The sequence below is a fragment of the Chloroflexota bacterium genome (genome assembly GCA_020850535.1).
GTDB lineage: Bacteria > Chloroflexota > UBA6077 > UBA6077 > JACCZL01 > JADZEM01.
In genome coordinates this window covers 1-4,779 of record JADZEM010000205.1, presented here as the reverse complement: position 1 = coordinate 4,779, position 4,779 = coordinate 1, and the positions used below count along the sequence as shown (strand labels likewise).

3 protein-coding genes are annotated in these 4,779 nt (G+C 70.7%); 1 reads left to right on the top strand and 2 read right to left on the bottom strand.

Going from position 1 to position 4,779, the window contains the following annotated elements; all coding sequences use genetic code 11:
* Nucleotides 1-292: 292 nt before the first annotated feature.
* Entirely contained in the window at nucleotides 293-2,281 is a 1,989-nt protein-coding gene (locus tag IT306_28955) for a DUF2142 domain-containing protein (GenBank protein MCC7372477.1), read from the top strand.
* Between the two features lie 63 nt (nucleotides 2,282-2,344).
* On the opposite strand, the gene IT306_28950 is transcribed toward IT306_28955, so the two are convergent.
* A complete protein-coding gene (locus IT306_28950; GenBank protein MCC7372476.1) occupies nucleotides 2,345-3,490 on the bottom strand; it encodes a type IV pilus twitching motility protein PilT in 1,146 nt (381 codons plus the stop codon).
* 146 nt (nucleotides 3,491-3,636) lie between these two features.
* Nucleotides 3,637-4,569, bottom strand: coding sequence for a branched-chain amino acid transaminase (locus IT306_28945; GenBank protein MCC7372475.1), 933 nt, complete (start codon nucleotides 4,567-4,569; stop codon nucleotides 3,637-3,639).
* Nucleotides 4,570-4,779 lie beyond the last annotated feature (210 nt).

The following is a 4,779-nucleotide window of genomic DNA, read 5'->3' as shown; positions in this document are numbered from 1 at the left end:
GGGCGGGGCATCCCGGCTGGCGGCGTTGCTCCTCCCTCAAATACTGGCCGTATTCTCGGTCGTCGCGCCTGGCCAGCCGGGCGCCGCGCCCGTCTCGGTGCGACGCGGCACTTCCACCACGGACTGCCAGGCGCGCGGGGGCAGGCGGAGGTAAAATCACACCCGACCCCGATTTTGCGCACCGCAAAATTACACCCGACCCCGATTTTCCGACCCCGATTTTCGATTTTGCCGCGTCGTGGCTGCTCGTGACGTGCGGCCCCGACGAGAATGGGCCGACGGAGACTGAGAGTTGATCTCACGCCTGACGGCCGCAGTGACCCTGGTGGCGCTCGTGGCGGGCGGCGCCACGCTGACCGTGGTGCGGCGCGCCTGGTGGGCGCCCGGAGAGGTGACGCACAGAGGAGTGTTTCCGGGCGAGGAGTGGATCGATGGCGCGCAATGGCGGCGCTTCCGCGCCTACGGAAAGGTCGAGGTGCCCGATCCGGGCTGGCGCCCCCTGCGCGTGTCGATGGCGTTGGCGCCCGCTCCCGGCGCACCGCACGGGGACTCTCTCGTCGACATCTCGATCGACGATCGCCTCGTGCAGTCGGCCCGGGTCGGGCCCGGCTCGACGCTGATCAGCATCCGCCTGACCGACGCCGCAGCGACGGATGGCCGGCTCGAGTTCCAGTTCCGGTCGCAGGTGTTCGACGAAGAGGAACACGGCATCGCCATCGGGACGGTGACCGTGACGCCGGAGATCGGGGCCTGGTCGCTGGTGAGGTTCGGACTGCCCGGGGCCACCGCCGGGGCACTGCTGTGGTGGCTGTGGCGGTGGCCGTGGCCGCGCAGGCCGGCCACGCGACCTGCGGGGGCGGCGGCGCCCCCGATGTCGCCGGCGAGTGAGTCCGGCGCCCGTCGGTCGCCACGATGGCATGCGTGGGCCGCCGCGGCGGTCTCGACGGCGATCGTCCTCCCGTGGGTCGTCCTGAAGCCGCCGATGCAGGCGCCCGACGAGCCGGCGCACCTGGCCCGGGTGCTGGCGTGGCCGCAGGTGCCATGGCTGAGCGCGTCGGATGAGGTTCCGGTGCTCGAGCAACGCTGGAACCCGCTGGCCAGCATGCCGCCCGAACTCGCGGCATTGCCGTTCCAGCCGGATCATCGCCTCACGACGGCGCAGATCGCGGCGCTCGCGCGCAAGCCCTGGCCGGATGCGCCCGGCTACCGCCAGGTGTTCACCCAGGCCTGGGCCTATCCGCCGGGGTTCTATGCCACGGTGTTCCTGGCGGGCCAGCCCCTTGTCTGGGCGAGTTCCGCGACCCCCTACCAGAGCGTCTACCTCTACCGTGCGGTGGTGGCGCTGCTCGCCGCATCCTGCTGGACGTGGCTGTTCGTGGCGCTGCGCGGCGCGGCCCTGACGGATCGCCAGCGCTGGTTCGTCCTCGGCGTGTGCCTGGCGAATCCGATGGTGGCCTCGCTCTCTTCGTCGGTCAATCCCGACGCCCTGCTCGTCCCGCTGCTGATGCTCGCCATGGTCTACGGCTACCGGGCGATGGTTGCCGGTGGCGACCGCGGGACGCTGCTGGGCGTGCTGCTGCTGGCCGCGCTCACGAAGTACTCGGCGCTGGTCGTCATGGCAGCCCTCGCGGCGACGGCTCTCCTGCTGGTGCTCACGCGCCGCCTGGGCTGGCGCGTCGCGACCGACGGCCTCCGGCCGGTGGCGGCGGCCGGGATCCTGATGCACCTCACGTTCTCGATGTGGGCGCCGCTTGCGTTGTACGGCACGCCGCGTGCGCCGGGCCTGTCCAGCTACTGGGCCGCGCTGGTCACCTACGGCTGGCGCCGCTGGGTCTCGTTCTGGGGCAAGCTCGGATGGCTCGACTACGAGGGCCCGGAGAGGCTGTACGTCGCCCTGCTCTGGCTGATGATGGCGAACCTCGTGCTGGCCGCGCCCAGGCTGGCGCGGGAGTGGCGTCGGGCGGAGTTCGGCGCCGTCACGATCGTCGTCTCGGTGGCCTTCATCGCGGGGGTGATGGCGGGCGAATACGTCAACCTGTCGAAGACGGGGCTCACCTTCCAGGGCCGCTACGTGCTGCCGGCGCTGCTCGGTGTGGCGATGATGCTGCTGGCGTCGTGGCGGGCGGCACGGTGGGCGTTTCTCGCCGTCCTGCTCGCGCTCCACGTGTCGCTCGCGCAGGGCTCGGTGACGCGCTACTACGGTGATGCCCGCACCTGGCTCACGTCGATGCCGTGGGCGGCACACCGCGATACGGCGACGGCGGGCCCGCGCGTGGACTGAAGGGCGCCGGGACGCGTCGTTCACCCGGATGCCGCGGGGCGGAGCGTGCCCGTCCCGCGGGCCTCAGCGACCGAAGCGGATGATGTCGGGATCCTCGCCGGCGGCGCGCATCATCGAGTCGCGCGCCATCTCGGCCGTCGTCGCGATGCCCTGCACCTTCAGCTTGAACTCGTCCTTGTTCGACGCGTAGCGCAGCGCGTCCTCGTAGGAGACGATCCCGCGCTCGTAGAGGCTGAAGATCGACTGATCGAAGGTCTGCATGCCGTATTGCGACGTGCCGGAGGCGATCGCCCCGAGGATCAGGTGCGTCTTGTCCTTGTCGACGATGCAGTCGCGGATGAAGGGGGTGGCCACCATCACCTCGACGGCGGCGCAGCGCCCGAGGCCGGCCGCCCGGGGCATCAGGCGCTGGCTGATCACCGCACGCAGCACGCTGGCGAGCTGGATGCGAATCTGTCGCTGCTGGTGCGGCGGGAAGACGGCGATGATGCGGTTGATGCTCTCGGGCGCGTCGAGCGTGTGCAGGGTCGAGAACACCAGGTGGCCCGTCTCGGCCGCCAGCAGGGCGGTCTCCACGGTCTCGAGGTCGCGCATCTCGCCGACGAGGATGACGTCCGGATCCTGCCGCAGCGCGCTGCGCAGCGCGTGCGCGAAGCTGGGTGTGTCCACCGCCACCTCGCGCTGGTTCACGATCGAGAGGTGATCGCGGTGGAGGTACTCGATGGGATCCTCCACCGTCATGATGTGGCTCGACCGCCCGTGGTTGACGTGGTCGATCATCGCGGCCAACGTCGTGCTCTTGCCCGATCCGGTGGTGCCGGTCACCAGCACCAGCCCGCGATCCTCCTCCGCGATGCGCTTGAGCACCTGCGGCAGGCCGAGCTGGTCGATCGTGGGCACCGTCGTGGGGATGACGCGGAAGACCAGGCCCACCGTCCCGCGCTGGTGGTAGACGTTGCAGCGGAACCGTCCGAGCCCCGGCACGCTGTAGGCGAGATCCATCTCGCTCAGCTGGCGGAACCGCTCGAACTGGGCGCGCGGCATGATGGTGGCCGCAATCGCCTCGGTGTCCTCCCGGTCGAGCCGCTTGTCCTCGGTGGCCACGACCAGCGCGCCGTCCACCCGCATCATCGGATAGCTGCCGACCTTGAGGTGCAGGTCGGAGGCACGGCGTTCCACGGCTCCGCGAAGCAGGTCGTTGATGTGCATGCGGCGTACGATCCCCGGCCGACGCCGGCGCCGGTGGCCGGCCGCTGGCGGCACGGCCGCCCGCCGCGCGGCACGCGGGCGCCGGGGCAGACCTCCCCTGTGGTTATCGGCGGGGCGGGACCGTTGCAGTAGCGGCCTTCGAACGGCTACTGGCCGGCGGGCACGTAGGTGAGCCAGCCGTGGGTGTCTGGCGCCTCGCCGGTCACCGTCGCGAAGAAGGCCTTCTGCAGCCGCCGCGTGACGGGGCCCACCGTCCCGTCGCCCACCGCCAGCTTGTCGACGCTGCGGATCGGCGTCACCTCGACGGCCGTGCCGACGAAGAACATCTCGTCGGCCACGTAGATCGACTCGCGCTGGATGTGGCCCTCGCGCACCTCGTAGCCCAGTTCGCGCGCCAGCGTGATGACGGTGTCGCGCGTGATGCCCGGCAGGATGCCGTCGCTGGCCAGCGGCGTGTGCAGCACCCCCTGGCGCACCAGGAACACGTTCTGGCCGCTGCCTTCGCTGAGATGGCCGCTGGTGTCGAGTGCGATGCCCTCACTGAATCCGCGTACGGTCGCCTCCATCTTGATCAGCTGGGCGTTGGCGTAGTTGGCCGTCGCCTTGGCCAGCGCGGGCAGGGTGTTGGGGGCGGGACGATGCCACGAGCTGACGCACACGTCGACGCCCTGCTCCTGGGCGTCGGCGCCCAGGTAGGCGCCCCATTCCCAGACCATGATGGCGCCGTCCACGGGGCAGGGGAAGGGATTGATGCCCAGCGTCTCGTAGCCCCGGTAGATGATCGGGCGGATGTAGCAGGCCGAGAGCCCGTTGGCGCGGATCGTCTCGAGCGTGGCCTCCGTCAGCTCGGCCTGCCCGAAGCGATAGTCCATCCGGTAGATCCGCGCCGAGTCGACCAGGCGCCGCAGGTGCGCGTCGAGCCGGAAGACGGCCGAACCGCGTGGCGTGTCGTAGCAGCGGATGCCCTCGAACACGCCGCTTCCGTAGTGCACGACGTGGCTGGCGAGGTGGATGGTCGCGTCCTGCCACTCGACCAGCCTGCCGTTCATCCAGATCTTGCCCGTGCCGCTGAAGCCCATCGCAACACACTCCTGCCCGCGTGAGGTCCCTGGCCGGCGACCGCGCCCGGAACGGGGCGCTCCCTGGCGGGCCAGCCCCTGAGTCTAGCAGCCCGTGGCGAAAGTGGCGCTGCATTCGACGGGCGGGGCATCCCGGCTGGCGGCGTTGCTCCTCCCTCAAATACTGGCCGTATTCTCGGTCGTCGCGCCTGGCCAGCCGGGCGCCGCGCC